Source organism: Aminobacter sp. BE322, from assembly GCF_050433525.1.
In the GTDB taxonomy this organism is placed as follows: Bacteria; Pseudomonadota; Alphaproteobacteria; order Rhizobiales; family Rhizobiaceae; genus Aminobacter.
Genome location: NZ_JBNPXB010000005.1, coordinates 198,624 through 219,140 on the forward strand (window position 1 = coordinate 198,624; position 20,517 = coordinate 219,140).

Here is a 20,517-nt window from a genome sequence, read left to right on the forward strand (position 1 = left end):
CCCAGCGACCCTCGACCCTGCCCAGATCGCGCCCCCTCGGCGCTCCGCCCCTCCTCGGGCGGCCGGCACGTAGCCGCGCCTGTTGGCATATTCATTCCATTGCCGGCATGCCTGTGTCAATCTGGATTCGGCAAAATTTTGCACAGGCGTGCAAAATGATAGGAAATGTTTGAAATTGCCGTGTTTTAACTTTTCCGACTAATGAAATCGGCCAAATTGCGGGCGTGAATGCAGCATTTGTGCACTGCCGTGCAAACGACGTCGCTAAGCTGGCCGATCCCGCCTGCAAACACCTTGGGCGCAGGAAAGAAAAGCGCCCGCCGCGAGCCGAGAGCTCTGGCAGGCGCTTGCACGACAGCCTCGCGGGCGTGGGACTACCTTACGATGACGATGCTGGTGTTCTTCGGACCGAAGGTCTGGACCAGTTGGTAGAGATCGGCGGCGGCGGCAGGGTGCAGCCGCACGCATCCGTGCGAAGCCGGCCGGCCAAGGCGGCCGATCTGGTTTGTCGCATGCACCGCGTAGCCGCCCTTGAAGAAGATGGAATGCGGCATGGGGGCGTTGTCGTATTTGCGCGAATACCACATCTCATGCATGCGCGTCGGCTTGAACGAGCCGGTCGGCGTCACATAGCCCCGGCCCGCCGTCGAGACCTTCCACACATGGGCGACGCGTCCGTCGACCATCACATGCATCGTCTGCTGGCCGATCGACACGCGCGCAACGACCTGGCTCGCGGCCTGGGCCGCGCCCTGCCCCACACCGACGAGCAGAGCCGCGCCGGTGATGGCCATCGCGACAAGATTGATAAGCTTCCCTTTCAGTTGGATGTTCATGGCAGCCCCCCAATGGCCGATCTCGCGGCCGGAACGTGTTTCGCAATGGTTTTTTTACAGCGCAGTGTTTCGATCTAATTTCGTTTAGCAATCATTCTTGTTTCATTATTGTTTCTAAATGCGAGCTACGCGCATTCACATCGCTGCCATAAACATTGCGGCCGCCTTCATTCCGCAGCCTCCTTGCAAGAAGGCAGGCATGCTGCCGCCGATGCCGCAGCCTCACGACGACGATCGAAACAACATTGAAACAATCGCAACCGCCGGACGGCTTCCGGCGGCATCTTCCCGATACAGCGGCAACACAGATTGCTTGTGCGAAACGAACATAGTGAAAGTCGGATGGGCGGCGCAAAACGGCTGGCTGCGATCTGGTTCCTGCGGGTGGGCGTCGCCACGGCGATTCTGACAGGGATCGGCATCCTGGCCGGCCAGGGCAACGCCATGGCGGCGGAATTGTCGGCGGGGATAGCCTCGTCGACCGGCGCCGTTCTCACTGCCACGATGTGAATTTCGCCTGGCTGCGTTGCCGCAGGGTCCATGGGCGTGGGCGGTCCGGTTTCGTACCGGTAGCGGTACGCAGAGTCTCGCGCGCTCTGCGCAGCGAGGATCGGGTACCCGCGCCGTCGAGGGCAGGTCAGCGGCGCGGGACCCGATCGGTCGGATCGCTGGAGCATTTTGCGGCCGGACAGATCGTCTGGCGTCATACAAATGCGGCCAAGAACAACCGCTGGGGCGGCGGAACTGCATTCGTCGGAATGCCCGCCGCCCTGGAATGAACCGCAAGCCAGGACGGGGCGGAACCATGAACAGGAATCGCGCGGCATCGGTACTTTCGGCCCTGCTCTATGCCCAGGGTCTGCTCGGGTTCGCGGGCGCGGCCAGCGTCGTCCTCAAGGACGGAGCCGACACCGGCCCGGTTGTCCAGAAGGCCGCGCCCGCGCCGTCGACCTTAGGTCGTTGACGCCTTGGACGACAGGGCGCCATCACTCCTGGTTTTCGGATGGCTCCGGCCCGCGCGTCGGCGCGCTGACCGGCGGGTCGAACCTGTAGCCGGCTCCGCGGATGGTGATGATGCTTTCCGTGTCGAGCTTGCGGCGCAGGCGCACGATGCGCGAATCGATCGAACGGTCGAAGGCATCGGCGTTTTCGGCCGGCGCCGCCGCCATGATGTCGTCGCGGGTAAGCACCTTGCGCGGCCGCGACAGGAACAGCTTGAGCAGGGCGATCTGACCCGGCGACAGCTGCTCCTCCTCGCCCGAGGCGTGCATGACCAGCGCCGAGCGCAGGTCGACGGTCGAGTTCTCCAGCACCACCAGTTCCTGCGTGCCGCGTCCCCGGCGCGCGAGAAGGCCGCCGATGCGCGCGGCGAGTTCCCTCACATTGATGGGGCTCTCCACGACATCGGCGGCCCCCAGCTCCAGCCCCAGCACCTTGTCGACCAGTTCGGTCGGGCGGCAGATCAGCACGAAGGCGGGCCCGCCTTGGCCCCCGAAGGTGCGCAACAGGTCCCGCCCCTCGGCCGGCGTCAGGCCGTCGCCCACCACCACGACGTCCAGCCCCTTGGCCGACAGCAGCGATTCCGCCTCCCACAGCCGCCGCGCCGTGCGCACGTCATGGCCGCGCCGGTCGAGATGATCGGCGAGGTCGGAGGCGACGACCTCCGCGATGGCAACGAGCGCTACGACCGATCTTCCAGCCATGAGGTCATCCGCGACTTCAACATCAGTGCAATCATTGCTTGCCGCAGCGCCCTGGTCGGCGCCTGCAGGGGCAAGAAGATGCCGCGCGACGCACTCGGCCGGGGATGGGTCCCCGAACGCACCGCCCGAAGCTTTCGCTCGTCCCTAACGAGCCGCCCTTCCGTTAGCAACTGCCCACGCCAAATCATCACTGGACATCATGTTTATACCCAATCTACTTTCCGCCGGTAGCGGAGGCGAGACGAAACTGCGCGCCCGGATAGTCATTGTCGAAGACGAGCCCGACCTGAGGGATGCCGTCGCCGAATATCTCGGCGCGAACGGTTTCGACGTGACCGCCGTCGAGGACGCCGCCGCCTTGCGCGCCCTCATCGACACCGAATCTTTCCACCTGGCGATCCTCGACATTGCCATGCCCGGCGAGGACGGGCTGTCGCTCGGGCGCTGGCTGCGCGGCAGGATGCCCATCGGCATCATCTACGCCACCGCCGCCGGCACCGCGCTCGACCGCATCGTCGGCCTGGAACTCGGCGCCGACGACTACATGGTCAAGCCCTACGAGCTGCGCGAACTGCTTGCCCGCGTGCGCAGCGTGCTGCGCCGCGTGCCGCAGCCCGAAAGCTTCCGCCAGGCCTTGCAGGCCGCGCAACAGCCGCGCCGCACCATCGCCTTCGGCCCGTTCCACGCCGACCTCGACGGCCGCCTCGTGACCGGCAACGGCGGCGCCGTCGTCGACATGGCCAAGAGCGAGTTCGACATGCTCGAGGTCTTCCTGACCCGGCCCAACCGGCTGCTCAGCCGCACCACCATCTCGGAGGCCATCGGCTTTGCCGAGGACCCGGAATCCTCGCGCGCGGTCGACATCCGCATCATGCGGCTCAGGAAGAAGATCGAGGACGACCCGTCGAACCCGAAGTTTTTGCGCACCGTGCGCGGCGAGGGCTATATCTTTTCGCTGCCCGGCAGCGAAGCCTACTGACGCAGACCGAGGTTCCGTCAGGATATCGCAATGACCTTGTTGACCGTCTCACGCACCGACAATCCGTCGGGGACGCCGAGCCCGACCCTGGTGGCGGCACAGATCGTGCGCCGGCTGCGCCAGGCGCCGGACTGGCAGCTCGAGATCGACCGCATCCTCGAATGCCTCGCCGCCGCGTTCGCCGGCCACCGGGCCATCCTGTTTCGGCTGCGCGACCTGCCCGGTCAGGGATTTGCCCAATCCATCGCCGCCTATTGGGTCGACCCGAACATCGACGAGATCGCCGCGCCGCCGACGACCATCAACCAGGCCATCGTCGATTCCGACCCGCTGCTCGAGCGGCTCGCCGAGGAAGGCCGGCAGGGCAAGATGTTCGCCGGCCTCACGCGCGACCTCACCGGCTTCCTGCGCACGGATTTCGAGAACCAGCACATCAAGTCCTTCCTCTCGGTGGCCGTGTCCGCGCACGGCCATCTCTGGGGCACGCTCGCCGTCAACGACTGCGTCATGGAACGCGAATGGACCGACGACGAGATCGCCGCGCTCGAGATCATCGCCGCCGCCCTTGGCGATGCCGTCGAGCGTTCGCAGTCCGAATATCATGTCAGCGAGATCATCCGGCGCACGATGCTGCAGTCGTCGCTCGACGCCATCATGGTGGTCGACGAGACCGGCTCGATCATCGAGTTCAACCCTGCCGCCGAGAAGATGTATGGCTGGAGCCGCGACGAGATCCTCGGCAAGGACCTGCTCGATACCGTCATCCCCTCCTACTACCGCAAGGGCTACTGCAACGGCGCCGACTACATGGCCGGGCGCGGCGCGCCGATGGTCGGCCAGCGCCTCGAAACCGTGACGCAGAACGCCGCCGGCGAGATCATCCCCATCGAGCTGACCGCCAACGAGATGCGCCTGGCCGACCGGCGGCTGTTCTTCGGCTCGATCCGCGACCTGCGCGAGAAGCATCGCGCCGAGGAGGAGATCAACCGCCAGCGCGAAAGGCTGCACCAGAACGAGAAGATGGCGGCGATGGGGTCTCTGCTTGCCGGCGTCTCGCACGAACTCAACAACCCGCTCGCCGTCGTCGTCGCCCAGTCGACGCTGCTGCACGAATTCGCCTCCGACACCCAGACCAAGCTGCGGGCCGAGAAGGTGCGCGCCGCCGCCGAGCGCTGCGGCCGCATCGTCAAGAGCTTCCTCGGCATGGTTCGCCTGCACCCCACCACCCAGGCCGAGACCGATCTCAACCAGGTGGTGCGCGCCGCCCTCGAAGTCACCGCCTACGGCGCCCGTTCGAGCGGCATCGGCATCGACACCGAATTCGCGCCGGGCCCGCTGATGGTGATGGCCGACGCCGACCACATGACCCAGGTGGTGGCCAATTTCCTGGTCAACAGCCAGCATGCGCTCGCCGGCATCGGCGGCGACAGGATCATCCAGGTCCGCACCTTCCGCTCCGCCGGCGGCGGCGCCGGCTTCTCGGTCGAGGACAGCGGCCCGGGCATCGCCGAGGAAATCCGCGGCCGCGTCTTCGAATCCTATTTCACCACCAAGCCGATCGGCGTCGGCACCGGCATCGGCCTTTCCATCTCGAAGTCGATCGTCGATCGCCACAACGGCCGCATCTGGTTCGAGCCGGCGGAGCCCACTGGCGCCCGCTTCCTCGTCGAGTTGCCGGCCATCGGGGCCGACCGGGACGCGATCGCCGAGAGCGCACCCAAGTCGAGCGGCCTGCGCCACGCCATCATCATCGACGACGAGCCCGACGTCGCCGGATCGCTGTCCGACATCCTCGAACTCATGGGCGTCAAGGCGCGCGTCGTGTCGAGCTGGAAGTCGGTGGCGGACGCGCTGGGCGAAGGCCCCGTCGACATCGTCTTCTCCGACCTGCGCATGCCCGACCGCAGCGGCATTACCATACTGCGCGAGATCGTCGCCAGGCGGCCGGAGATGGCGCAGCGTTTCGTGCTGGTGACCGGCGACCTGATCGGCGCCAAGGCCGAGATCGAGCAATTGCCCGCGAGCCTCAGGCCGCACATCCTCGAAAAGCCGTTCAGCACCTTCGACGTGCGCAGTGCGCTCAGTGCCGTGAGCGAGCAGGTTACCGGCGCCGGGTAACCCGCTACTGGGCGGTGTAGCCGCCGTCGATCACCAGTTCGGTGCCGGTGACGAAGCTGGATTCATCCGAGGCGAGATAGAGCACGCCGTAGGCGACGTCGTCGGGCTCGCCGACGCGGCCGAGCGGCGTGAGCTCGGTCGCCTTGTTGCCTTCGCCGCTCTCGCCGAGCTTGTCGAGCGCACCCGAAGACATCGGCGTGCGGATCCATCCGGGACACACCGAATTGACGCGGATGCCGTAGCGTTCCTTGGCGCAATGCAGCGCCGCCGACTTGGTGAACAGCTTGACCCCGCCCTTGCTCGCCACATAGGCCGCCGTCGATGGGCTGCCGACGATCCCCATGGTGGAGGAGAAGTTGACGATCGAGCCGCCCTGGCCGGTCTTGCGCATGGCCTCGATGCCGTATTTGGTGCCGAGGAACACGCCTTCCATGTTGACCGACATGACCTTGCGCCAATCGTTGAGGCCGAGCTGCTCGACGGAACCGAACGGCGCGCCGACGCCGGCATTGTTCACCAGGACATGGAGCTCGCCGAACGTGTCGAGCGTCGCGGCGATTGTCGCCTGCCAGCCCTTCTCCGAGGTCACGTCATGGGCGGCATAGAGGCTGCGCCCGCCGGAGGCCGCGATGGCCTCGGCGACCAGCCGCCCCTTCTGCGCCTGCAGGTCGCTGACAACGACCGCGGCCCCCTCGCGCGCCAGCAACCGCGCCGTCGCCTCGCCAATGCCCGAGGCCGCGCCGGTGACGATGGCGATCTTTCCTGCGACGCGGCCCATGGCGAACTCCTCTGCCAGGCCGCAGCATCGCTTGCCTCTCGCCCGCCGGGCATCGTCCCAAGGGACTAAACCCATCCCTCGCAGCACGACAAAAAAGCCCCCCGCGGGGTCATGGCCGCGGGGGGAGGTACGCGCTGGAGGATAGGAATGCGCGGCAGGGAACGATGCGGCGGGCTGGCCGCCTAAAATATGTTCGGGGTCGTGTGCACCGGCGCGGCGTTGGCGATCAGCCGTACGTTTCGCGGCTCGCCGATCCCGGAGTCCTCGGCAATGGCCTCGAGGCAAATCTCGCTCTCGGTGCCCCAGGCCTGCCCCTGGCAGGCGATGTCGGTTTCCGACAGCGGCAGGCGGTCGGTCTTGGCTGTCGTCCGCGCGCCCTCGACCAGGCGTGGCGCCGTGCCCATCGATGCGAAGGCCGGGCCGCTGGCCGGCGCCAGGGCCATCGACGTGAGCGAAGCGAACGCGAACACGCTGAACATCATCATCGGATGCTCGTTGGCCCGCTGGCGGATGGCGAGGCTTGGGCGGCGATTGACGCGCGAGCGCGGCTGGAACTGGCGGTCGAATTCGGAAACCTGCTTGGAGCCGGTCATCGGTTCTTGCCTCTTTTCGTTGTATTTCATTCCCCTGTTGAAGTGAACATAATCGAACTCTGTAACGGCTCGATGCTGATGAGCCCGCACTAATGAAACAAAGGCTAAAACCTCAAAAACAGTCAATAATACTGCCAATTCAGTCAATTTATCCGACAATTCAGTCACATGGGCGAGCGGAAGCATCCTGCGACAGCAAGGGGCAGGGTTTCCGCTTGGTAACAAATTGCCTGCTTGACCGAGGAAAACCGAACAAAACGAAAGGGCCAGTGCGGTCGCCCGCACCGGCCCTCCAATTTCCTCGCGTAGCCGCGCGAGCGCTTCAGCTCTTCAGCACGTCGGCCCATTCCGGATGACGGCGGAACTGCGCCGCGGCAAACGGGCAGAGCGGGATGATCTTCTTGCCGGCGGCACGCGCATCCTCCACCGCCCGCGTCACCAGCCTGAGGCCGGCCCCCTGGCCCCGGAATGCGTCGGGCACCTCGGTATGGTCGATGATGAACAGGTGCTCGCTGACGGTGGTGAAGGTCATCTCGGCCTCCGCCCCGCCAGCTCCGCGGATGACATAGCGTCCTTTGGTGCCACGGTCCTCGAGCTCGATCGGAAGTTCCTCGGTCATTGTCCCTGCTCCTTGCTGGCGAAGAAACGCTTCGCCGCCTCGATCTCGTTCGGGCGCACCTCGTGCCCGCCCTCATGCCATTCCAGCCGGGCATCGGCACCCGCGTCACGCAGATAGGCATCGAGGCGGCCGGTGAGTTCCGGCGGACAGATCGGGTCGCGGCGCCCCGCGGTGATCAGCACGCGCCTGCCCGCCAGGCTGCCATCGATCTCGGGCGCAAACGGGATCAGCGGATGCATGAGTGCCACCGCGTCGAGCTTCTCCGGTGCCGCAAACAGCACCGAGGCCAGGATGTTGGCGCCGTTGGAATAGCCGAGCGCGAAAACCTGCGAAGGCTTCGCCGCCGCGACATGCGCCTCGACGAAGCCGGCCATCTTGGCGGTGGCCCTTGCCAGGTCGTCCATGTCGTAGACGCCCTCGCCGGTGCGGCGGAAGAAGCGCGCCGCGCCCATTTCCGACACGTCGCCGCGCGGCGACACCACCGTCGCCCCCGGCACCAGCTCGCGGGCGAAGCCGACGAGCTGGTTCTCGTCGCCGCCTGTGCCGTGCAAGGCGAAGACCAGCGGGCTGCCCGGCTCGCCGGGCAGCAGCTTGTGGATATATGCGTCCTTGCTCATCTTTCCTCCTCAGTCGCCCAGCGGCTGCAGGGTCTTTTCGAGATAATCGCGCAGATGCGCATGCTGTGTCGGCAGCTTCAACGCCTCGCCGAGATGGGCGGTGTCCTCGTCGCGGTCGAAGCCGGGCTCGTTGGTCGCCACCTCGAACAAGACGCCGCCGGGCGTGCGGAAATAGATCGCCCAGAAATAGTCGCGGTCGATCACCGGCGTCACCTGGTAGCCCGTGTCCATCAGCGCCTTGCGCACCTCGAGCTGCCTGGCCCGGTTCTCCACCGCGAACGCGATGTGGTGCACCGAGCCCGCGCCGAGGCCGGCGAAGGACGCCCCCGGCAGCGTCTCGATGTCGATGAAGTCGGCACCGTTGCCGTCCTTCACCGCAAGCCGCTTGATGTTGCCGGAGGTGTCGACTTCCTCGTAGCCCATGAATTTGAGCAACTCCTCGGTCGCGCCGCCGTCGCGCAGCCTGAGCGTCGCCGAATGGAAGCCGCGGATTGCCTCGTCGTTGGCGACGCCGCCCTTGACCCAGGGCGCGCGCTTGTCACCCTTGGCCTCGACCAGGGCAAAACCGTCGCCGTCGGGACCGGCGAAGTTCAGGCGCTTCTCGCCGAACTGCTCGTCGCGCGACAGGCCGGTCACGCCCTGTTCGGCGAAGCGCTGCTCCCAGAAGGGCAGCGTGCCCTCGGGAACGGAAAACACCGTGGTGCCCACCTCGCCGACGCCCGGACGGCCCTTGCCGATGTTCGGGAACGGGAAATAGGTCATCACCGAACCGGGCGTGCCGACCTCGTCGGCATAATAGAGGTGGTAGACGTCCGGCGCATCGAAATTGACCGTCTTCTTGACACGGCGCAGGCCGAGCTTGTGGGTGAAGAACTGGTTGTTCTCGGCGGCGTCCTTGGCCATCGAGGTGACGTGGTGCAGGCCCTTGATCTGGTTGAGCATCGTCTTGCTCCTTTCGCTTGCCGCGGCCCCTGCCGCTCTGTTGGGCCGAATATGGGCCCGTCATCCGCCGCGGCATAGTGGCCGGTCGCGCAATGATCTGTGCTCGATTAGTGAACAATAGAAGCCTTCTCGTTCACACTATTTGGCATGGCTTCTGGCCGCACGAAGGCGCTTGCGCCTGACCCTGAAACCGGCTTCCTTGGCCGCCACTTCGAACTCCGGGGGCGAGCTTGGCACACAAGGGCGGACGGCCGAACATTCTTCTCATCACCTGCGACCAGTGGCGCGGCGACAGCCTGTCGGCGGTCGGCCATCCGGTGGTGAAGACGCCGAATGCCGACGCGCTTGCAGCCGAGGGCGTGCTGTTCCGCCGCCACTACGCCGGCGCGGCACCGTGCTCGCCGGCGCGCGCCTGCCTCTACACCGGCCTCCACCAGGCCAACAATCGCGTCTGCCGCAACGGCACGCCGATGGACGACCGCCACGACAACATCGCCCGCGCCGCCCGCCGCGTCGGCTACGACCCGACGCTGTTCGGCTACACCGACGTCTCGCCCGACCCGCGCGGCCGCGCGCCCGGCGACCCGTTCCTGCGCACCTACGAGGGCGTCCTGCCGGGCTTCACCACGCGCCAGCTGCTGCCCGAGCACCAGAAGGCCTGGCTGTCCTGGCTCGCCGCGCGCGGCATCGATTCCTCCGCCGGCTTCCCCGACATACACCGCCCGGCAGATCGCGGCGCGCCGGAGGTCAGCAATGCCGTTCCGGTCTATGCGAAGGACGAGACCCCTGCCGCCTTCCTCGCCGGCGAGTTCCTGCGCTGGCTGGGCGAGCAGGACGCGGGCGAGCCCTGGTTCGCCCATGTCTCGTTCCTCAGCCCGCATCCGCCCTTCATCGTGCCCGCGCCGTTCAACACCATGTACGATCCTGCAGAAGGCCCGGCCTACCAGCGCGCCGCGAGCCTGCAGGACGAGGCGGCGAGCCACCCGTTCCTCGCCTATCACCTCGCCCATCACCAGAATAAGTCGAGTTTCGTCCCCGGCGCTTCCGGCAAGGTCGGTGACTGGAGCGAGGAAGAGTTCCGCGCCATCCGCGCCCTCTATTACGGCATGATCTCCGAGGTCGATTCCCAGCTCGGCCGGATCTGGCAGGGCGTCAAGGCCGCCGGCGCCTGGGACGACACCGTCGTCATCCTCACTTCCGACCATGCCGAGATGATGGGCGACCACTTCATGCTCGGCAAGGGCGGCTGGTTCGACGGCAGCTACCACATCCCGCTGATCATCCGCGACCCGCGCCGCAGCCGCTCCGCCGGAACTGAAGTGGACCGCTTCAGCGAGGCCGTCGACATCATGCCGACGCTGCTCGATCTCGTCGGCGCCCCGGCGCAGCCGCATCTCGACGGCTTCTCGCTCAGGCCGTTCCTCGACGGCGGGGCGCCCGCAACGTGGCGCGACGCGGCGCACTGGGCCTATGACTTCCGCTCCGTCGCCGAAGGCGCGACCGAAGCCCATTTCGGGCTCGGTTCGCGTGCCCTGAACCTCGCCGTGATCCGCACCGAAAAGGTCAAATACGTGCATTTCGCCGGCGGCCTTCCGCCCTTGCTCTACGACCTCGCCAACGACCCCGGCGAGACGCGCAACCTGGCCGGGGACCCGGCCTGGCTGCCGGTGCGGCTGGAGTTCGCCGAACGGCTGCTTGCCCTGAGGGCCGAGCAGCTCGACCAGTCGCTCGCCCTGTCCGAGCTGACCGACGCCGGCGCAGTCGGCCATTTCGCGCGGCTGCCGTGAACGAAGACCAACGAAAAGGCCCACCCCAGGGGGTGGGCCTTTCCGGCTCTGATGCCGCCGCATCTACTGGGTGATGATCAGGCGCTGCTCGTCGCGCTTCTCGGCCCAACTGCTTGCGTCATAGGCCGGCTGCTTGTCGAGCTGTTCCTTGGTGAAGGTCGTGTACAGGTACTTCTTGCCATCCTGGTCGACCATGAAGGCAAGGTTGTCGCTGCCCACCGCCACCTTCTTCTCGCCCATGCCGAGGAAGCCGCCGACATCGATGATATATGCGTCGACCTTGCCGTCGGCGGTCATCACGATGTCGCCGATCTCGCCGATATTCGCATCATCGGCGCCATAGACCGTCGTGCCGACCATCTCCTCGGCGCGAATGTCCTTGGCCGGCAGCTGCTTCAAGGCCGACTTGTCGATGGAAGTCGTCTTGGTCTGGTCGGTCGCGGTCGCGTCGGGCGTGGCCGGCGCCTGGGCCGTCTGCTCGGTCGAAGGCATCGGCTCGGTTGCCGCGACCGGTGCCGGGGCCGGATCATAGGCTCGGCGGTCGAAATCAGGCAGCGCCTCGAGCTGTTCCTTGGTCATCGGCACCACCAGCCAGCGGTCGCCGTCCTTCTCGGCCCAGTCGAATTCGTTGAACGCGATCGCCACGTTCTTCTCGCCTATGCCGAGGAAGCCGCCGACGCCGATGATAAGCTGGTCGGCCTTGCCATCGGGCGTCAGCACCAGATCGTTGACGTCGCCGATGTTTTCGGCGTCCTCCGCAGTGCCGTTGTACACGGTCTCGCCGATGATGTTGGAGGCGAGCATGCCGTCAGCACGTGGGATCACCTCCGAGGCCCCCGGGGTCACTTCGGTCGGCGCAGGCGCCGGGGTCGGTGCGGGAGCAGTCGTATCCTGGGCGAAGGCGCCGCCGCCCAGCAGCGCAACGACTGCCGTCGTAGCCAAGAGTTTGCGGATCATGTTAACGTCTCCTCGTGCGTGTGTTCATGCATGCCGCGCCTCGACCGGTCTTTTGCGGGAAAGGTCCGGCGCGGCCCCTTTACGTGGTCACAACGCCGTGAGCGCGCCATGGTTCCCGCCCCGCGGCTGCGACCGATCTGGTCCGGCACGCCTGCCAAATCGCCAAAACGCCATTGTATTTACCGACTTAGCCGGACGCCCCGATCGTCTGCCCGACGTTCTGGTCGATGACCTCGCCATGGAATTCCGCCCCACTCACGCCGCGGGCCGCGAGCGGCAGCGCGGCCACCAGGACCAGCTTTGGCGGCATCGCGGCCTGGTTCCCGGCGCCGAGACTTTCCAAGCACGCATCGCGCGGCTAATTTGACGGCGAGGCTGAGAGGGATGGCGACAGACGACGACGCAACGACCGGCGGGGGACCGGCCGAGGACGAAGCAGGCCGTCCGCCGGAAGCGGCGGACCGGACCCCCGACCCTGACCTGGACAGGTTAACCGGCCTGGCCGCCGCCGTGGCGGACACGCCGGCGGCGTTGCTGCTGTTGCCAGACGACCGGGGCGGCTGGACGGCCGCGTCGAGCCTCGGTCTGAGCCCGGCCGAGGCGGCAACCCTGGCGACCGAAGGCGCCGCCGGCTCCATCGCGTCCTTCTCCTTCCACGTCGCCGTCCCGGTGACCGTCCAGGGACGCCCGGCGGGAAGCCTGCTCGTCCTGGACCGCATCGGGCGTCCCGACCCGGATGCTGCGACACGCGATCGGTTGGCGGCGATCGCCGCCCTCGTGTCCAGCCTGCTTGGCTTGCGCGACCGCTCCCTGGCGGGCGCGCGAGCGGAGGCGGCGCTGACGCATGCCGAGACGCGCCGGGCGCTCGCGCTCGAGGCTGCGCAGCTGGCAAGCTGGGTCTGGGATCCGCGGACCGGCATCGTCGAATGCGACGCGCTGCTGCCCAAGCTGTTCAACAGGCCTGCGGCGACGCGCATGCGGGCTCGCGACATCGTCTTGGCCATCGACCGGCGCGACGTCGGGCGGACGCGGAGGACGTTCAGGGCTGCGCTGGCGGGCAACGACGACTACTCGGGCGAATACCGGGTCAGGGGCATCGATCCGCCCCGCTGGCTCGCCGCCCGCGGCCGGGTGGTCGAGCGCGACGCGGCGGGCAGGCCCACGCTGGTCTTCGGCGTCAATTACGACATCACCGAGCGCCACGCCGCCGAGGAACGGCAGCGCCTGCTGCTGCGCGAGCTCAATCACCGCGTCAAGAACACGCTTGCCACCGTCCAGGCGCTGGCCACGCAGACGGTGCGCCACGCGCGCGAACCGCGCCAGTTCCTCGACGCCTTCAGCGAACGCCTGCGCGCGCTCGGCCTCGCCCACGGCCTGCTGTCGGATCACGAATGGCGCGGCATCGGCATCCGCGAGCTGGCGCGGCTCGAGCTTTCCCCCTTCGACGAGGCGGAGGCGCCGCGCATCTCGATCGCCGGCCAGGACGTGCTGCTAGACCCCGACCAGACCCTGGGGCTCGCGCTGGTCCTGCATGAGCTGGCAAGCAATGCGCTGAAATACGGCGCGCTCTCGGTCCCTCCGGGCAGGGTGGCGGTATCATGGGTGATCCAGGGCGGCAAGGGCGAACGCCGGCTGCTGCTGGAATGGGTGGAAAGCGGCGGGCCGGAAGTCACGCCCCCGACGCATCACGGCTTCGGTTCCATCCTCATCCGCCGCGGCCTGGCCAAGGTCATCTCCAGCGAGGTCCGCCACGAATACCTGGCCGAAGGCGTCAGGGCACAGGTGTCGATGCCGCTGGCGTCCGTAGCAGTCAGGCAGGAAGCTCAGTCGCCCGAGACGCCGTCATCGTCGTCGTCGGCGGCGGGGCCGCGGTTCTCGCGGTAGATCTGGTAGGCGACGAAAGCCACCACAGGGCCGAGCAGCGCGCCGATGCCGCCCTTGCTGCGCAGCAGCGACGGCACCACCGCGGTTGCGGCCGCGATCCCGAGCGTCGCCAGTTCCGACCGGCGCCTGCGCCTGTCGCTGCGCGACCGCCCGTCGGCGAGCAGCCGCTGCAGCAAGAGGATCAAGCCGGCCAGCACCAGCAGGCCGACGCCGAAGCCGATGGCGGCCTCGATGTCGCCATAAGTCCGTGCCGCCCAGATGAATGCGGCGGCGACGAGGAAACCCAGGCCGCACAGGGCCGCGAACCCCGCGGCGAGATAGGCCAGGGCCGAACGTCGCGCCCGCCGCAGTGAAAATGCCGTCTCGGACGCGGCGAGTTCGGCGATAAGGGATGCCAGCATGAAGCCCCCGGGGTCTAAGAAAAACAGCTAGAACAGCTGAACTGCATTCGTCGGAATACCTGCTGCTCTAGAGCGCTTCCGCTTTTCTTCGAATCACGGAAACGCTCTATCTCTTTGTTTTGACGCAATTCCGGACGGAAAACCGCTGCGCACTTTTCCTGGAATTGCTCTAGCGACGCGCCAAAAGCGCGACGAGGAAACCGATACCGGCGGCGATCGCCAGCGACGTCACCGGCTTTTCGCGCACGCTGGCCAGCACCTGGTCCTCGATTTCCCTGGCGTTCGTGCGCAGCGCCTCGATCGCCGCGTCGCCCTGGGTCTTCAGTTCGTCGGCGCCCTTCAGCGCGGCCCGCTTCGCGGTGCTGTAGCCGTGCTCGCCGGTTTTCGCCAATTGCTTGGCGAGCACCTCGATGTCGGCCCGCAGTTGCTTGATGTCGGCCTCGAGATCAGGCGTCGACTTCATTCCGTTTCCGGCTTTTCCAGCGGCTGTCGCCATGAACTCGTGCTCCTTTTCGTTGGCTGGTTGCGAAACGCCCGATGCAACGCTCGGTTCCCTGCCGACAGGAACCATCGCCGACCGAAGCACGTTTTTCCAGCCTCATTCGGATGAAAAGCGGCCATGTCGAACCGTACCGTCAAGAAGGCACCCATTCTCCGCCTGCCACCAAAGTCAAACTTCGAGTTGCTGCTTGTGCGCGGCGCGCAGGTGTCGGCGATCTTCATCGGTTTCCTCGCGGCGATCTTTGCGCTGCACGCCGGAGAGTTCATCCTTGCTCCGATCGGGCTCGGCATCGTCATCGGGCTGATGCTCGGTCCGCTCGCCGTCCGTCTTGAGCGCAAGCGCGTTCCGCCGGCGCTTTCGGCAATCATCGTCGTGCTGGTCTTCGTCGTCTGCGTCGGCGCGTTCGCGCTTGCCGTGGCCTCGCCGCTTCGCTTCTGGCTGCAGCGTTTGCCTCACATCTGGGCACAGCTCTCTATTCAGTTGGCCGACCTCAAGGGATCGCTCGATTCGCTGCGCGAGATGCGCGACCAGCTGCGCAAGCTGGCCGGCGAGGATGGCGTCGCCGTCTCTGTCAACGACGGCATGAGCGTCGAAACCGTGGCCGCGCTGGCTCCGGCCTACATCGCCCAGGTGCTGCTGTTCCTGGCGAGCCTCTATTTCTTCGTCGCCACCCGCTACCAGACCAGGACGGCCATCCTGAGGCTCTGCTTCAACCGCCGCCTGCGCTGGCGCGTCGCCCATATCTTTCGCGACGTCGAACAGCTGGTGTCGCAGTACCTGGTGTCGATCACCATCATCAACATCCTCGAGGGTGTCGCGGTCGGCATCGGCCTGGCGCTGCTGGGGGTGCCCTCGGCGCCGCTGTGGGCAGCGCTTGCCATCGTCACCAACTTCGTTCCCTTCGTCGGCCCGCTGATCATGGTCGCGGTGCTGTTTGCGGTCGGCATGGCCGAGTTCGACAGTCTCGGCGCCGGCCTCATGCCGGTGGTGCTCTATCTCGCGGTGAACACCATCGAGGGCCAGTTCGTCACGCCGCTCGTCATCGGCAGGACCATGACCCTCAACCCTTTCATCGTGCTGCTCGCGCTGGCCTTCTGGATCTGGCTGTGGGGTGCGCTCGGCGGCTTCATCGCCATTCCGGCGCTGCTGGTCGTCTACGCCGTGATCCGCAACGTCGTGCCCGGCGTGAACTGGGGCGTCGACGAACTCGACCGCAAATACGTACGCTGAGGCTCAGAGCAGCGGGCGCACGCCTTCGTCGAGGCCACTCCAGCCGGCCAGCCGCATCAGGCCCTCGACGTCCAGCAGCCTGCAGCCACCGTCGCCCCACCGCACCAGCTTGCGGTCGATCAGCCTCCGGATCGTCTTGTTGGTGTGCACCAGCGAAAGCCCGAGCGTGTCGGCGATGTGCTGCTGGGTGATGGGAATGTCGGTGCCGCCGTTCCCGTTCATTCCGACCTTGCCTGCTCGGCTTGCGATGAAGGCGAGCAGGTAGGCAGCGCGCTCCAGGGCGGAACGGCGCCCGACGCTGAGCAGGTTCTCGTCCAGCATGCGTTCCTCCCGCGCCGCGATCCAGGTGACGTCGTAGGCGAGGCCCGGATGGTCCCTGTAGAGTTCCATCAGCCGGTCGCGCTCGAACATGCACAGGAGCATCGGCGACAGGGCCTCCACGGAATGCTGCATCTCGCCCATGAGGCTGCCCTGCAGCCCGATCATGTCGCCGGGCAGGACGTAGTTGAGGATTTGCCTGCGCCCGTCCGCCAGCAGCTTGTAGCGAAAGCCCCAGCCCGAAAGCACGGTGAACAGATGCGCGCTGTGGCTGCCTTCCGCGAGCAGCGTCGCGCCCCTATCGACGGACAACTCGCCGCGCTTGAATTCGTTGACGAATGCGAGCTCGCGCTCCTCGAACGGCCTGAACACCGGCAGCGGCCTGAGCGGACACCGTTCGCACGTAACCTGCCGCGCTATGCGGCTCGTCTCGCCCTGTCCTTTCAGCGGTGCCTCCTGATCCATGCCGGCCAACGCACGCGCGGCGCCGAAGGTTCCCATGGCGGGGGCGCGCACGCTTCATCCGGGATGTCTTTTTTAAATGACAACATCGGCGACTGCCGCCATGGTTTGATTCGCTTCCACGGAGTGTCCGCGACGTGCCTTCCCAGCTTTCTGGACTGCGTATCCTTGTGCTCGAGGACGAGGCCATCATCGCCCTGGACGTCGAGCAGCTTTGCCGCGAAAGCGGCGCCGTGGACGTCTTCGTTGCCGGCAATCTGCGGGAAGCCGAAACCACTCCCCTCCGCTATGACGCCGCCATCATCGACGTCATGCTCGGCGGCGAATCCACGCTTGATTTCGCCCGCGCCCTGCAGGCCAATGCCGTGCCCTTCGTCTTTGCCTCCGGATACGACCGCCAGGACGACATCTTCGCCAACTTTCCCGGTGTGGCGCTGGTGACCAAGCCCTACTCCGGGGCCGATCTCGTCGATGCGGTCGCGGCCAGCATCGGCCGCGCGGCCGGGCGGTCACCCGACGGTTGAGCCCATCACTTGGGCGGCGATCGCGTCGGGGCCGTAGTCCGCCTCGCCCGAAATATCGAGGATCTCCTGGAGCCGGTTGCGGGCGCGGCTGACGCGGCTCTTGATCGTGCCGACGGCGCAGCCGCAGATTTCGGCCGCCTCCTCGTAGGAGAAGCCCGAAGCGCCGATCAGGATGATCGCCTCGCGCTGGTCCTCCGGCAGCTGTTCCAGCGCCCTGCGGAAATCCTCGAGGTCGAGGCGTCCCGGCTGGCTCGGATGCACGGCCAGGCGCGCCGTCATGATGCCGTCGCTGTCCTGGACCTCGCGCCCGCGCTTGCGCATCTGCGAATAGAATTCGTTGCGCAGGATGGTGAAGAGCCAGGCCTTCAGATTGGTGCCCGGCTGGAAGCTCGCCTGTTTGTCCCATGCCTTGACCAGGGTCTCCTGCACCAGGTCGTCGGCCCGGTCGGCATTCTGCGAGAGCGACATGGCGAATGCGCGCAGGCCGGGGATCGCGGCGAGCAGGTCGGCCTTGAAGCCGGATGTGGCTGCCATGCGGGATCAGTCCTTCTGCTGTGCGGGTTCGGCTTCTTCCAGCTGGCTCAGCAGCTGGGCGAAGCGGTCCGGCACGTCGTCGGACACGAGCTCATCGTAATATTGCTTGAGTTTTCGGCCGATCTCGGAATTGGTTCCCAGAAGGTCTCCGTCGCCCCGACGGTTCGGCTGGGCGTTTGGTGCGCCACTTGTCTGCCTTGTCATTTACGTGCTTTGCCCTTTGTGCCGACAGGCTGTCCCCAGAATCAGGGCCACGTGACAGCCTTGTCCGGTCGCCCGAATTCTGCATCAAACTCCCGGGAACGGGATAGGTTCCATGCGAGGAACTTTCGCAACGGCAAAACGTTGAAAGCTTTCTTCCAAGGTCTGCAACGTCACATGAGGGAGACGTCCACAAATGACCCTTTCCACCCGAATTGCACCGCATCTGCCCTACCTGCGCCGCTTCTCGCGCGCCGTGTCGGGCTCCCAGGAGAGCGGCGACGCGCTGGTCGCGGCGATACTGGAGGCAATCATCGCCGACATCGAAATCTTCCCCACGGCATCCAATGACCGCATAGCGCTCTACCAGATGTTCGCCCGCCTCTTTACGTCGGTCTCCATCCGCATACCCCAGGAGACGGCGTCGCCCGGCTGGGAGCAGCGTGCCGCGGCCAATCTCTCTGCGGTCGCCCCGATTCCGCGGCAGGCCTTCCTGCTGGTTGCCGTCGAAGGCTTCTCCGATGTCGAGGCAGCCGAGATCCTCGGCGTCGAGGACGACGAATTCGACCGTCTGCTCCAGGAGGCCAGCACCGAGATCTCGCGCCAGGTCGCGACCGACATCCTGATCATCGAGGATGAGCCGCTGATCGCGATGGACATCGAGGAGATGGTCGAGAGCCTCGGCCACCGCGTCGTCGGCACCGCCCGCACCCGTACCGAGGCCACCGCGCTGTTCCACAGGACGCAGCCCAAGATGATCCTCGCCGACATCCAGCTCGCCGACGGCAGCTCGGGCATCGACGCGGTCAACGAGATGCTGACCTCGCGGTCCCTGCCGGTGATCTTCATCACCGCCTTCCCCGAGCGCCTTCTCACCGGCGAACGGCCCGAACCCGCCTTCCTCGTCACCAAGCCGTTCAACCCGGAAATGGTCAAGGCGCTGATCAGCCAGGCATTGTTCTTTGACAGACAAGCAAAAGCTGCCGCATAGGCTTTTTTTACCGCCCGCCCGGGGAACCAATCGCTGGGGCGGCACGTTTTTTAGGCATCATTTGAAGGAGATAGATCATGCTTTACTGGGCGCTTGTATTCCTTGTCGTGGCGATAATCGCCGGCGCGCTCGGTTTCGGCGGGATCGCCGGAACCTCGGCCGGCATCGCGCAGATACTCTTCTTCATCTTCCTGGCGTTCTTGGTCATTTCCTTGATCGCGGGCCTTTTCAGGCGCGCAGGGTGACGCCGGAAACATGGAGAATTGACCCGAAACTGGAAGCCGCTCCCCTCAATCGGTTTCCAGCACCGCCGGGTAGCGCCCTCGCAATGAGGCGCCGCCCGGCGGGACCTTCTTCGGGTGGGGCGGTCGACCGGCCGGCGGCGGTGCCTTTCGGACCTTATCCGCCGGCCCTCTGCCATTCAGGCAGGCTTGAGCAAGGCTGGCATTGATCGCATGGCCACCACCTCTCCTTCCCAGGCCGGTCAACCTCCAAGGGTGAACACGGCCTTTCTGCATGCGTCGCGCAACGCCGGCATCGCGGTGCTCTACCAGGATCGCCAACTGCGTACGGTCTGGTCGCATAATCTCCAGCCGCCATGGTCCGAGGCCCTGCAGGAAGATGGCGAAGCCGGGAACCTGCTGCCGGCCCAGCAGGCCGACCGCCTCGACGCCGCCAAGAAGAACGTGCTCGCCACCGGCAATCCCGATGGGCTGGAGATCAGCCTTGCCGATTCGGACTCGGGCATGCGCTGGTTCGAGATCTGGGTCGACGCCGACAGGGGGCCGCGCGGCCGCATCAAGGGCGTCGTCATTACCGTCGTCGAGGTGACCGACCAGAAGCGCCGCGAACAGACGCTGAAGGCGCTGCTGCGCGAGGTGAGCCACAGGTCCAAGAACCTGCTCGCCATCATCCAGAGCATCGCCAGCCAGACCGGGCGTTACTCCGGCTCGATCGACGGCTTCCTGGTGCGTTTCCGCGGGCGGCTGCAGTCGATCTCGGCGTCCCAGGATCTGGTGACGTCGTCCAATTGGCGCGGCGCGAGGTTCCGCGAACTCGCCATCGGCCAGATCGGGCGCTACAGCATCGACACCGCCCGCACGGTCAGCTTCTCCGGAAGTGACCCTTACCTCAACCCCAACGCCGCCCTGCATGTCGGCCTCGCCATCCACGAACTGGCGGTGAATTCCGTCTCCTACGGCGCCCTCTCCCGATCGAACGGGACCGTCGAGATCACAGCCGATGTCGACGGCTCGGAACACGAGGACGGCCCGGTCATGATGCTGCAATGGACCGAAACGATCGACACCGCGGGCGATCTCGCGACGCGTCAGAAGCGGTTCGGCAGCGTCGCCCTGGAGCGGGTCGTGCCGGCGGCGCTCGGCGGCAGCGCCGAGCTCGAGATCGGCACGGACCAGCTGCGCTATCGGCTGGCGATGCCCTCGGCGAACTACGAGCTGGATTGAGCCGCCGCCGACGCACGAGCCAACCCACTTCAACCGATTGAGGTACTGCCGGCCGTGGAACTTCCGGGCCGATGG

Annotated in this window: 25 protein-coding genes; 11 read left to right on the forward strand and 14 right to left on the reverse strand. The window is 66.3% G+C overall.

The genetic code is table 11. The features are described 5' to 3' along the window. Window positions 1-374: 374 nt before the first annotated feature. Window positions 375-836 (reverse strand): L,D-transpeptidase, encoded by a 462-nt coding sequence (locus J2X50_RS10535; protein WP_429094590.1) that lies wholly within the window; start codon window positions 834-836, stop codon window positions 375-377. A 342-nt stretch (window positions 837-1,178) separates the two neighbouring features. On the opposite strand from J2X50_RS10535, the gene J2X50_RS10540 reads away from it, so the two are divergent. Together J2X50_RS10540 and J2X50_RS10545 are read left to right on the forward strand one after the other, a co-directional pair. Next, window positions 1,179-1,346, forward strand: a complete 168-nt coding sequence (locus tag J2X50_RS10540; RefSeq protein WP_429094591.1) for a hypothetical protein — start codon at window positions 1,179-1,181, stop codon at window positions 1,344-1,346. A gap of 295 nt (window positions 1,347-1,641) precedes the next feature. Further along, entirely contained in the window at window positions 1,642-1,800 is a 159-nt protein-coding gene (locus J2X50_RS10545; protein WP_429094593.1) for a hypothetical protein, read from the forward strand. 22 nt (window positions 1,801-1,822) lie between these two features. Here the strand turns inward: J2X50_RS10545 and J2X50_RS10550 are convergent, their stop codons facing one another. After that, entirely contained in the window at window positions 1,823-2,539 is a 717-nt protein-coding gene (locus J2X50_RS10550) for a response regulator transcription factor (protein WP_429094595.1), read from the reverse strand. Between the two features lie 199 nt (window positions 2,540-2,738). On the opposite strand from J2X50_RS10550, the gene J2X50_RS10555 reads away from it, so the two are divergent. Together J2X50_RS10555 and J2X50_RS10560 are read left to right on the forward strand one after the other, a co-directional pair. After that, window positions 2,739-3,518, forward strand: a complete 780-nt coding sequence (locus J2X50_RS10555; protein ID WP_429094597.1) for a response regulator — start codon at window positions 2,739-2,741, stop codon at window positions 3,516-3,518. A 30-nt stretch (window positions 3,519-3,548) separates the two neighbouring features. Next, window positions 3,549-5,636: a PAS domain S-box protein gene (locus J2X50_RS10560; RefSeq protein WP_429094599.1), complete on the forward strand. Its 2,088-nt coding sequence runs from the start codon at window positions 3,549-3,551 to the stop codon at window positions 5,634-5,636. Between the two features lie 4 nt (window positions 5,637-5,640). Here J2X50_RS10560 and J2X50_RS10565 read toward each other — a convergent pair whose 3' ends face one another. From J2X50_RS10565 to J2X50_RS10585, 5 genes are all read right to left on the reverse strand, one after another. Further along, the gene (locus tag J2X50_RS10565) at window positions 5,641-6,414 is read right to left on the reverse strand and encodes a glucose 1-dehydrogenase (RefSeq protein WP_429094601.1); all 774 of its coding nucleotides are present in this window, start codon (window positions 6,412-6,414) and stop codon (window positions 5,641-5,643) included. Between the two features lie 182 nt (window positions 6,415-6,596). Beyond that, a complete protein-coding gene (locus J2X50_RS10570) occupies window positions 6,597-7,193 on the reverse strand; it encodes a hypothetical protein (RefSeq protein ID WP_429094603.1) in 597 nt (198 codons plus the stop codon). Between the two features lie 136 nt (window positions 7,194-7,329). Then, window positions 7,330-7,626, reverse strand: a complete 297-nt coding sequence (locus J2X50_RS10575) for a GNAT family N-acetyltransferase (RefSeq protein WP_429094605.1) — start codon at window positions 7,624-7,626, stop codon at window positions 7,330-7,332. Further along, complete coding sequence (locus J2X50_RS10580) at window positions 7,623-8,243, reverse strand: alpha/beta hydrolase (RefSeq protein ID WP_429094607.1); 621 nt, start codon at window positions 8,241-8,243, stop codon at window positions 7,623-7,625. The genes J2X50_RS10575 and J2X50_RS10580 overlap by 4 nt, the downstream gene beginning before the upstream one ends. Window positions 8,244-8,252: 9 nt before the next feature. Beyond that, a complete protein-coding gene (locus J2X50_RS10585; protein ID WP_429094609.1) occupies window positions 8,253-9,185 on the reverse strand; it encodes a VOC family protein in 933 nt (310 codons plus the stop codon). A 230-nt stretch (window positions 9,186-9,415) separates the two neighbouring features. Here J2X50_RS10585 and J2X50_RS10590 point away from each other — a divergent pair, with 230 nt between their 5' ends. After that, complete coding sequence (locus tag J2X50_RS10590; protein ID WP_429094611.1) at window positions 9,416-10,972, forward strand: alkaline phosphatase family protein; 1,557 nt, start codon at window positions 9,416-9,418, stop codon at window positions 10,970-10,972. Between the two features lie 63 nt (window positions 10,973-11,035). Here J2X50_RS10590 and J2X50_RS10595 read toward each other — a convergent pair whose 3' ends face one another. Then, window positions 11,036-11,929 (reverse strand): PRC-barrel domain-containing protein, encoded by an 894-nt coding sequence (locus J2X50_RS10595; RefSeq protein WP_429094613.1) that lies wholly within the window; start codon window positions 11,927-11,929, stop codon window positions 11,036-11,038. 187 nt (window positions 11,930-12,116) lie between these two features. After that, window positions 12,117-12,239, reverse strand: a complete 123-nt coding sequence (locus tag J2X50_RS10600) for a hypothetical protein (RefSeq protein ID WP_429094615.1) — start codon at window positions 12,237-12,239, stop codon at window positions 12,117-12,119. 200 nt (window positions 12,240-12,439) lie between these two features. Between J2X50_RS10600 and J2X50_RS10605 the strand changes: the two genes are divergently transcribed. After that, window positions 12,440-13,813: a sensor histidine kinase gene (locus J2X50_RS10605; protein WP_429094617.1), complete on the forward strand. Its 1,374-nt coding sequence runs from the start codon at window positions 12,440-12,442 to the stop codon at window positions 13,811-13,813. Here J2X50_RS10605 and J2X50_RS10610 read toward each other — a convergent pair. Continuing rightward, entirely contained in the window at window positions 13,753-14,214 is a 462-nt protein-coding gene (locus J2X50_RS10610; protein WP_429094619.1) for a hypothetical protein, read from the reverse strand. The two genes, J2X50_RS10605 and J2X50_RS10610, sit on opposite strands and share 61 nt — an antisense overlap. A gap of 169 nt (window positions 14,215-14,383) precedes the next feature. Further along, window positions 14,384-14,710, reverse strand: coding sequence for a DUF883 family protein (locus J2X50_RS10615; RefSeq protein WP_429094621.1), 327 nt, complete (start codon window positions 14,708-14,710; stop codon window positions 14,384-14,386). 123 nt (window positions 14,711-14,833) lie between these two features. Between J2X50_RS10615 and J2X50_RS10620 the strand changes: the two genes are divergently transcribed. Then, the gene (locus J2X50_RS10620; RefSeq protein WP_429094623.1) at window positions 14,834-15,946 is read left to right on the forward strand and encodes an AI-2E family transporter; all 1,113 of its coding nucleotides are present in this window, start codon (window positions 14,834-14,836) and stop codon (window positions 15,944-15,946) included. Between the two features lie 3 nt (window positions 15,947-15,949). Here the strand turns inward: J2X50_RS10620 and J2X50_RS10625 are convergent, their stop codons facing one another. Continuing rightward, window positions 15,950-16,729 carry a Crp/Fnr family transcriptional regulator gene (locus tag J2X50_RS10625; RefSeq protein ID WP_429094776.1) on the reverse strand — a complete coding sequence of 260 codons (780 nt, stop codon included), beginning with the start codon at window positions 16,727-16,729 and terminating at the stop codon, window positions 15,950-15,952. A 134-nt stretch (window positions 16,730-16,863) separates the two neighbouring features. Here J2X50_RS10625 and J2X50_RS10630 point away from each other — a divergent pair, with 134 nt between their 5' ends. Next, complete coding sequence (locus J2X50_RS10630; RefSeq protein WP_429094625.1) at window positions 16,864-17,250, forward strand: response regulator; 387 nt, start codon at window positions 16,864-16,866, stop codon at window positions 17,248-17,250. Here the strand turns inward: J2X50_RS10630 and J2X50_RS10635 are convergent. Both J2X50_RS10635 and J2X50_RS10640 read right to left on the reverse strand, forming a co-directional pair. Next, the gene (locus J2X50_RS10635; RefSeq protein ID WP_429094627.1) at window positions 17,236-17,784 is read right to left on the reverse strand and encodes an RNA polymerase sigma factor; all 549 of its coding nucleotides are present in this window, start codon (window positions 17,782-17,784) and stop codon (window positions 17,236-17,238) included. The two genes, J2X50_RS10630 and J2X50_RS10635, sit on opposite strands and share 15 nt — an antisense overlap. A gap of 6 nt (window positions 17,785-17,790) precedes the next feature. Beyond that, window positions 17,791-17,988: a NepR family anti-sigma factor gene (locus J2X50_RS10640; protein ID WP_429094628.1), complete on the reverse strand. Its 198-nt coding sequence runs from the start codon at window positions 17,986-17,988 to the stop codon at window positions 17,791-17,793. A gap of 193 nt (window positions 17,989-18,181) precedes the next feature. Here J2X50_RS10640 and J2X50_RS10645 point away from each other — a divergent pair, with 193 nt between their 5' ends. The 3 genes from J2X50_RS10645 to J2X50_RS10655 all read left to right on the forward strand — a co-directional run bounded on the left by J2X50_RS10645 (window position 18,182) and on the right by J2X50_RS10655 (window position 20,442). Beyond that, the gene (locus tag J2X50_RS10645) at window positions 18,182-18,976 is read left to right on the forward strand and encodes a response regulator (RefSeq protein ID WP_429094630.1); all 795 of its coding nucleotides are present in this window, start codon (window positions 18,182-18,184) and stop codon (window positions 18,974-18,976) included. Between the two features lie 77 nt (window positions 18,977-19,053). Further along, window positions 19,054-19,221, forward strand: a complete 168-nt coding sequence (locus tag J2X50_RS10650) for a DUF1328 domain-containing protein (RefSeq protein WP_269931296.1) — start codon at window positions 19,054-19,056, stop codon at window positions 19,219-19,221. Between the two features lie 252 nt (window positions 19,222-19,473). Next, a complete protein-coding gene (locus J2X50_RS10655; RefSeq protein WP_429094632.1) occupies window positions 19,474-20,442 on the forward strand; it encodes a sensor histidine kinase in 969 nt (322 codons plus the stop codon). The last annotated feature ends 75 nt before the right edge of the window (window positions 20,443-20,517 follow it).

What these genes read in the sequence shown, in the direction of transcription:
- J2X50_RS10535 (WP_429094590.1), bottom strand. Translation starts at nt 836, where the DNA reads ATGAACATCCAACTGAAAGGGAAGCTTATCAATCTTGTCGCGATGGCC.
- J2X50_RS10540 (WP_429094591.1), top strand. Translation starts at nt 1,179, where the DNA reads ATGGGCGGCGCAAAACGGCTGGCTGCGATCTGGTTCCTGCGGGTGGGC.
- J2X50_RS10545 (WP_429094593.1), top strand. Translation starts at nt 1,642, where the DNA reads ATGAACAGGAATCGCGCGGCATCGGTACTTTCGGCCCTGCTCTATGCC.
- J2X50_RS10550 (WP_429094595.1), bottom strand. Translation starts at nt 2,539, where the DNA reads ATGGCTGGAAGATCGGTCGTAGCGCTCGTTGCCATCGCGGAGGTCGTC.
- J2X50_RS10555 (WP_429094597.1), top strand. Translation starts at nt 2,739, where the DNA reads ATGTTTATACCCAATCTACTTTCCGCCGGTAGCGGAGGCGAGACGAAA.
- J2X50_RS10560 (WP_429094599.1), top strand. Translation starts at nt 3,549, where the DNA reads ATGACCTTGTTGACCGTCTCACGCACCGACAATCCGTCGGGGACGCCG.
- J2X50_RS10565 (WP_429094601.1), bottom strand. Translation starts at nt 6,414, where the DNA reads ATGGGCCGCGTCGCAGGAAAGATCGCCATCGTCACCGGCGCGGCCTCG.
- J2X50_RS10570 (WP_429094603.1), bottom strand. Translation starts at nt 7,193, where the DNA reads ATGCTTCCGCTCGCCCATGTGACTGAATTGTCGGATAAATTGACTGAA.
- J2X50_RS10575 (WP_429094605.1), bottom strand. Translation starts at nt 7,626, where the DNA reads ATGACCGAGGAACTTCCGATCGAGCTCGAGGACCGTGGCACCAAAGGA.
- J2X50_RS10580 (WP_429094607.1), bottom strand. Translation starts at nt 8,243, where the DNA reads ATGAGCAAGGACGCATATATCCACAAGCTGCTGCCCGGCGAGCCGGGC.
- J2X50_RS10585 (WP_429094609.1), bottom strand. Translation starts at nt 9,185, where the DNA reads ATGCTCAACCAGATCAAGGGCCTGCACCACGTCACCTCGATGGCCAAG.
- J2X50_RS10595 (WP_429094613.1), bottom strand. Translation starts at nt 11,929, where the DNA reads ATGATCCGCAAACTCTTGGCTACGACGGCAGTCGTTGCGCTGCTGGGC.
- J2X50_RS10600 (WP_429094615.1), bottom strand. Translation starts at nt 12,239, where the DNA reads ATGCCGCCAAAGCTGGTCCTGGTGGCCGCGCTGCCGCTCGCGGCCCGC.
- J2X50_RS10610 (WP_429094619.1), bottom strand. Translation starts at nt 14,214, where the DNA reads ATGCTGGCATCCCTTATCGCCGAACTCGCCGCGTCCGAGACGGCATTT.
- J2X50_RS10615 (WP_429094621.1), bottom strand. Translation starts at nt 14,710, where the DNA reads ATGGCGACAGCCGCTGGAAAAGCCGGAAACGGAATGAAGTCGACGCCT.
- J2X50_RS10620 (WP_429094623.1), top strand. Translation starts at nt 14,834, where the DNA reads ATGTCGAACCGTACCGTCAAGAAGGCACCCATTCTCCGCCTGCCACCA.
- J2X50_RS10625 (WP_429094776.1), bottom strand. Translation starts at nt 16,729, where the DNA reads ATGGATCAGGAGGCACCGCTGAAAGGACAGGGCGAGACGAGCCGCATA.
- J2X50_RS10635 (WP_429094627.1), bottom strand. Translation starts at nt 17,784, where the DNA reads ATGGCAGCCACATCCGGCTTCAAGGCCGACCTGCTCGCCGCGATCCCC.
- J2X50_RS10640 (WP_429094628.1), bottom strand. Translation starts at nt 17,988, where the DNA reads ATGACAAGGCAGACAAGTGGCGCACCAAACGCCCAGCCGAACCGTCGG.
- J2X50_RS10645 (WP_429094630.1), top strand. Translation starts at nt 18,182, where the DNA reads ATGACCCTTTCCACCCGAATTGCACCGCATCTGCCCTACCTGCGCCGC.
- J2X50_RS10650 (WP_269931296.1), top strand. Translation starts at nt 19,054, where the DNA reads ATGCTTTACTGGGCGCTTGTATTCCTTGTCGTGGCGATAATCGCCGGC.